Below are 7702 nucleotides of genomic sequence, written 5' to 3'. Positions count from 1 at the left end.
GACGCCACCACAGGCCGCGGACGATCCGTCGGCAACTCCAGCAAATCAGGCAGACCAGCCAACTGCTCCCGCCAGAAACCGATCTGCCGAGCCGCAATCGAACCCGGATCCGACTCCTCCCCCAACACCGCACGCTGCCACAACGCGTAATCCGCATACTGCACCCGCAACGACGACCACCCCGGAACCTCACCCGAAGTACGCGCCGCATACGCCACCATCACATCCCGCACCAACGGACCCATCGACGACGCATCCGCCGCGATGTGATGCACCACCACCGCCAACACATGTTCATGCGGCGCGTCCGCGATCCGCAGCAGCCGCACCCGCACGGGCACTTCTGCGGTCACGTCGAACGGAGTCGCCGCGAGCGTGTACACCTCGCTCGCGACCTCGTCCGCACCGATCGCATGCGCGCCCACATCCAGCGCCACCTGCCCGGCGGCCAGCACCACCTGCACCGGACCATCCGCGGTCTCCGGATACACCGTGCGCAGCACCTCGTGGCGCGCCACCACGTCGTGCAGCGCCGCACCCAGCGCGGCGACATCCAGTTCGCCGGTCAACCGCAATGCGAAGGGCAGATTGTAGGCCGTGGCGGCAGCGCCGTCCACGTGGTCGAAGCGGTTGAGGAACCACATCCGCCGCTGCGCCAACGACAACGGCAACCGCTCCGGCCGGGCGATGCTCCCCAGCTCCACACCACGCTCACCGGGCGTGTGCGACTCCAGCGCCGCCGCCAACCCGGCCACCGTCGAGTTCTCGAACAGCGCCCGCACCGGCACGCGAGCATCGACCGCCGCACCCAAGCGCGCCGCCGCCTGCGTGGCGACCAGCGAATTGCCGCCGAGCGCGAAGAAGTCGTCATCCGCGCCGACCCGGGTCACACCGAGCACTTCGCCGAACACACCCGCCACGATCTCCTCGACCGCCGTCGCGGGCGCACGGAACTCACGCGCGGTGAAGGCAGGTTCGGGAAGCGCCTTACGATCGAGCTTGCCGCTGGGATTCAGCGGCAACGCATCCAGTGCGACGATGGCGGCCGGAACCATGTAGCCGGGCAGCGTTTCCCCGATTGCAGCGAGCAGCTCGCCTTGCTCGATCGAGTACCCCGGCATGGGGACCGTGTAGGCGACGAGCTGGTCCCCGAGCGACGAAGGCGCGACCAAGGCCACCGCCTGGCTCACCGAAGGCTGCGCCAGCAGCGCCGTCTCGATCTCGCCCAGCTCGATCCGCTGACCACGGAACTTCACCTGGAAATCGGTCCGGCCGAGGTAGTCCAGCCGATGCGGCAGCGCTTCGGTCGGGGCGCGCCAGACCACCAGGTCACCGGTGCGGTACATCCGCTCACCGTTGCCGAAGGGATTGGCCACGAACCGGTCTGCCGTGAGATCGGGACGCCGCACATAACCGCGGGCCAGCTGATCACCGGCCAAGTACAGCTCACCGGGCACACCCACCGGCACGGGTTGCAGATGCGCGTCCAGCACATACACCTGGGTGTTCCACTGCGGCACGCCGATCGGCACGCTGCGCTCGTCCGCGGCCGTCGCGGGCCAGTAGGTCACCGACACCGCCGCCTCGGTCGGGCCGTAGAGATTGTGCACGGCCGCGTCGGTCACCGTGCGCACGGCGGCGACGGTCTCCGGCGGCAGCGCTTCGCCGATCACGAAGATGTCGCGCAAAGTGGGGCACGACCCGGGAGCGGTGTGCGCGGCGAAGACCGTCAGCATGGACGGCACGAAGTCCGTCACCGTCACACCCTGCGCCGCAATGGTTTCCGCGACATACACCGGATCGCGGTGCCCGTCGTGGGCGGCGACGACCAGCTTCGCGCCCACGCGCAGCGGCAGGAAGTACCCCCACAGCGAGACGTCGAAGGTCGTCGCCGTCTTCTGTAGGTACACGTCGTCGGCGTCCAGCGGATAGGCCGCGAGCATCCAGCTGATCTGGTTCTGGATCGCGAAGTGCGAGATCGCCACGCCTTTGGGCCTGCCGGTCGACCCAGAAGTGAAGATCACGTACGCCGGATGGTGCGGCGACACCGGACGCACCAGTTCTTCCGCGCGAACCGGGCTGTCGTCGAATCGGTTCGGATCCAGCGCGTCCAGCAGCAGGACCGCGGTGCCTTCCGGCACGTCCACCGCGTCGGCGGAGGTCGTGAGGACGCAGACCGGCTGCGCCGTGTCGAGGATGTGCGCGATGCGTTCGGCCGGATGATCCGGATCCAACGGCACATACGCCCCACCCGACGCCACCACCGCATACATCCCCACCACGAGATCCAACGACCGCCGAACCGCCAACCCCACCAACGACTCCGCACCCACACCCTGCGAAATCAACAAACGCGCCAGCCGATTCACCCGCGCATCGAACTCACGATAAGTCAGCTCGACGCCCTCGTGCACCAAGGCCACCTCGTCCGCGTACGCCTCCGCGGCGCGCCGGTAACCGTCCAGCAGCAACTCTGCGGACACCGCGCACCTGGTGCTGTTCCACTCGAGCAGGATGCGTTCGCGCTCGGCGGGAGCCAGCAGGTCGATCGCGCCGATCGGCCGATCCGGCTCGGCCGCGACGGCGGTCAGCAACAGATCCAGCCGCCAGGCGAACTCGGCGATCGTCCGCTCGTCGAACAGGTCGGTGGCGTAGGTGAACATCGCCGTGAACCCCGTGGCCTGTCCACCGGCGGCGGGCACCACGGTCAATTGCAGATCGAATTTCGCCATCGCGCTGTCGAACTCGACCACCCGAGCGGACAGTCCGGGCAGAACTATCTCGGGCATGCTGAGGTTCTGGTAGAACAGCGCCACTTGGAACAACGGATGATGCGCCTGCGAGCGCACCGGGTCCAGCACCTCGACCAGCCGCTCGAACGGCAAGTCGGCATGCGAGAACGCGCCGAGATCCGTTTCCTTCGTCCGACCGAGCAGCGCACGGAACGACGCGCCGAGATCGATCCGGGTGCGCAGGACCAGCGTGTTGACGAACATGCCGATCAGCGGATCGAGTTCCCGCTCGCCCCGGCCCGCCACGGGCGTGCCGATGGTGATGTCGTCGGTGCCGGTGAGCCGGGCGAGCAGCACCGCCAGGGCGCTGTGCACCACCATGAACTCCGAGGCGCCCGCACTCTGTGCCAGTTCGGCGAGACCTCGGTGCACGGAGGCGTCCACCACGAAGGTGTACTCCGCGCCCCGGCCGGAGGCGACGGCTGGACGCGGCCGGTCCGCGGGTAGGTCGATCCGGTCCGGGATGCCCGCCAAGGCGTCGCGCCAGTAGGCGATCTGGGCCGCGGCCACCGAATCCGGGTCGTCCTCGTCGCCGAGCATCGCGCGCTGCCACAGCGTGTAGTCCGCGTACTGCACGGGTAGCGGTTGCCAGGACGGGCGGGCCCCGTTGCGCCGGGACAGGAACGCGCTGAGCAGGTCACGCAGGAACGGCGCGACCGAAGCGCCGTCGGCCGCGATGTGATGCACCACCACAACGACCACGTGGTCACCGGGACCGATCTCGGCGAGTGCGATGCGCAGCGGCACCTCCGCCGCGACGTCGAAGCCGGTCAGCGCGAATCCGCGCAGCCAGTCCGGTAGCTCGTGCTCGGCGACCGGCTTCGGCGCGAGGTCGGGAACGGCCTGCGCGGCGGGCAGCACCACCTGATACCCGGTACCGTCCACCGCCGGATACACCGTCCGCAACGTCTCATGACGCCCGACCACATCCGCGACCGCCGCCTGCAACGCCGCCACATCCAACACACCCGACAACCGCACCGCGAACGGAATATTGTTCGCCGCGGACCCGGTATCGAACTGATTCAAAAACCACATCCGCCGCTGCGCGGGCGACAACGGCACCCGCTCCGGACGCTCCACCGCCACCAACGCGCGCCGGTCGCCCGCGCCCTTCAACGGCTCCAACCGCGCGGCGAGCGCGGCGACGGTGGGGCTCTCGAAGATCAGCCGCGCGGGCACCCGCGCCGCGATGGCGGCCCCCAACCGGGCCGCGACCTGCGTCGCGATCAGCGAGTTGCCGCCCAGCTCGAAGAAATCGTCGTCCGCGCCGACCGGCGCGCCAGGGCCGAGCAGTTCGGCGAACACCTCGCCGACCAACTCTTCGAGCGGGCCGACCGGCGCGCGGAACACCTTGGTCTGCAACCGCGGCGCGGGCAGCGCCTCGCGGTCCAATTTGCCCACCGGAGTCAGCGGGATCTCGTTCAGCACCATGACGACCGTCGGCACCATATGCGCGGGCAGGCTCTGCTCGGCGAACGCGGCCAGTTCGGCCGCGTCGGCGTCCATCCCCGGCGTGGCGTGCACATAGGAGACGAGAATGGTCGCGCCGCTATCCAGGTGGTGGCCGACGGTGACGGCGAAATCGACCGTCTCGTGCGCCGCCAGCACCGCATCGATCTCACCGAGCTCGATACGGAAACCGCGAATCTTCACCTGGAAGTCGTTGCGACCCAGGTACTCCAACTCGCCATCCGGCGTCCAACGCACCAGATCACCGGTGCGATAGAGGCGTGACCCATGCGCGTCGAACGGATTCGCCACGAAGCGGGACGCGGTCAGTCCCCGCCGTTCGTGATAGCCGCGGGCCAGTTGCGCACCGGCGATGTACAGCTCCCCCACGACACCGCTGGGGACCGGGACCAACCGCTCGTCCAGCACGTATTCGGTGACGGCCCGGATCGGCGCGCCGATCGTCACCGGTTCCCCCGGCACCAGCGGCGCGCTGATGTTCGTCATGATCGTGGTCTCGGTCGGGCCGTACCCGTTGAAGAACTCACGGGTGCGCCCACCCGACACCGGTAGCACCCAGCGCCGCACCAGCTCCGGCGGGCACGCTTCGCCACCGGCCACCACCACACGCAACTCGTCCAACCCCGCCGGATCCACCGACGCCAGCGCGGCCGGCGTCACGAACGCGTGGGTCACGGCCTCCCGGCGGATGAGGGACGCGAATTCCTCGCCGCCGAACACCGTGGGGGACGCGACGACCATGGTGGCCGCGCCACCCAGCGCGAGCAGCAACTCCAGCACCGACGCGTCGAACGACGGCGACGCGAAATGCAACGTCCGCGACGCACTCGTCACCCGATACCGATCACGCTGCTCGGCACAGAAGCTCGCCAACCCCGCCTGCGTGACGACCACACCCTTCGGCTTGCCCGTTGAGCCGGAGGTGTAGATGACGTAGGCGGGATGCTCCGCGCGCAGCGGACGAACCCGATCGGTGTAGGTCACCGGATCGGCCGGGAACTCCGCGAGCCGCCGGGCGCAGTCCGCGGTGTCGATGGCCAGCCACTCGACCCGGTCCGGTAGGTCACCGCGGAGTTCCTCCACGGTCAGCCCGAAGACCGCGCCCGAGTCGGCGACCATGTGCTCGACCCGGTCGGCCGGATAATTCGGATCCACCGGCACGAACCCCGCACCGGTCTTTGCCACCGCCCACACCGCGACCACCGACTCCACCGAACGCGGAACACCGACCGCGACCAGATCCTCCGGACCCACCCCGCGATCGATCAACAAACGCGCCAAACGCGTGGACCGTTCGTCCAGCTCGGCATAGCTCAGCGCGGCCAGCGTGGCGGTCGCGTCGGCGAACACCACGGCCGCGCCGCTCGGGTTGGCCTCGACGGCGGTGGCCATCAATTGCGGCAGAGTGGTGACGCGGGGGCGGCGGGTCCGGGTCGGGCGCATACGCGCCGGGCGGGTCATACGCGCACCGCTTCCGCAGTCTCGTCACGCCGCTGCCCGACCGCCCGAACCATCGTGCTGCCTCACCCTGTCTATCGTCGCCGCACGCACGTCACCATGCTCCCCACCCTGGGATCATCGAACGTGCGCAGGTCGATCGTTACCTGACCACCGGCGCACGCCGAGCGCGACCGGCCTCGACCCTGGGGTTTCGGGTCGAAAACGGACGCACGTGACGAGTGCCGCGGTTGATTATTACCTGCCGACGCGCGATTGGGGTCGCGACGTCGGCAGGGATGGTCAACGGCGAGCGTCGAGCAGAGCGGCCAGCTGCGGTCCGATCACCGCCAGCGCCTCCGGTGTGGCCATCCGAGCGTGGGTGACCTCGACCGGCCGGTCGACGACCATGCCCTGGACGTACGGCCACCAGTCGGCCGCGGCGGCGCGCAACTCGTCGGTGGGATCGGCGACCGCCGCGCTGAAGTACTGCACGGTGCCGCGGAATACTCCGGGCCGGTGCTCGGCGATCAACTCCGCCGAGCGGACCGCGGTGCGGTAGATCCGGCGCAGCCGCTCGGGAGTCACCGCGACCAGATCGGCCGGGATCATGGCGTGCAACGCGGCCAACGACTCGTCGTCGAGTTCGTAGACATCGCCGTCCGCGGTGACCGCCGTGCCGAGGCCGAGTTCGGCCAGGGCCCCGCGCACCGCCGCGCGGAATCCGACCACGTCCGGATTCGGATGGCTGTCCATCATGGCCAGCAACTCCACCCGCTCGCCCGCGTCCTGCAACCTGGTGGCGATGGCATGGGCGAGCACGCCGCCGAGGGACCAGCCGAGCAACCGGTACGGACCCTGCGGTTGTACCGCCCTGATCTCGGACAGGTAGCGCTCGGCCAGTTCGTCCAGCGAACCGGGCAGCTCGACGTCCTCCGACAGCGCTGGCGATTGCAGGCCGAAGATCGGCTGCTCGACGGGCAGGAACTGGGCCAGACCCGCGTACGACCAGGCCAAGCCGTACATCGGATGCAGGCAGAACAGCGGTGCCGCCGATCCGCTCGCCCGGATGGGCAGCAGCACGTCCAGCGCCGCGGTGGCGTCGGCGTCGCCCGCGTCGATGCGCGCGGCCAAGCCCGCCACCGTGGCGTCGGTGAAGAACCACTGCACCTGCACCGTCGCTCCGGTCGCGTCCCGCAGCCGTCCGGCCACCTGGGCCGCGAGCAGCGAGTTACCGCCGAGCCCGAAGAAATCGTCGTCCAGGCCGACGCGGTCGGCGCCGAGCAGTTCGGCGAACGCGGCGGCCACGGCCTGCTCGGTGACCGTCTGCGGCGCGCGGTAGGCGGCTGTGCTGACGATCTCCGGCGCGGGCAGTGCCCGGCGGTCCAGTTTCCCGTTCGCCGTCAACGGCAACACCTCGAGCACGACCACCGCATCCGGCACCATGTAGCCGGTCAGGAATTCGGCGACTTCGCCGCGCACCGTGGTCGGGTCGATGCTCGCGCCGGGGTCGGGCACGACGTACCCGATCAAACGGTCACCGGCATGCTCGTCGGTACGGACCACCGCGACCGCCTGCCCGACCCCGGCACAGCGCAGCAGCGCCGCCTCGATCTCCCCGAGCTCGATACGGAAGCCACGCAACTGCACCTGCTGATCACCGCGACCGGCGTACTCCAGGGCGGCGTCGTCACCGCGGGCACGCCAGCGCCCGATATCCCCGGAGCGATACATCCGCGAGCCCGGCGCACCGAACGGATCGGCCACGAACCGTGTCGCGGTCAACCCCGCACGCCCCAGATACCCGCGCGAGAGCTGCGCGCCGACCACATGGATCTCCCCTGCCACCCCGACCGGCGCCGGATGCAACCGGTCATCGAGCACATACGCGTCCAGACCCGGGATCGCCCGCCCGATCACGCTGGCCGGGTTGTCGACCATCTGCTCGTCCAACGACAGGAACGACACGTGCACCGTGGTCTCGGTGATGCCGTACATGT

Annotated in this window: 2 protein-coding genes; both read right to left on the bottom strand. The window is 69.5% G+C overall.

The window, feature by feature from the left end; translation table 11 throughout:
• Positions 1-5726: amino acid adenylation domain-containing protein (locus ACWESM_RS36465; RefSeq protein ID WP_452495706.1), on the bottom strand; the 5726-nt coding region annotated here is incomplete at its 3' end.
• Between the two features lie 279 nt (positions 5727-6005).
• On the bottom strand, positions 6006-7702 hold a 1697-nt coding region (locus ACWESM_RS36460), incomplete at its 5' end, for a thioesterase domain-containing protein (RefSeq protein WP_452495704.1).

This window comes from Nocardia sp. NPDC003999, assembly GCF_053604885.1.
Note: the sequence above shows the minus strand (reverse complement) of the source record. Positions and strands in the feature narration are given on the sequence as shown.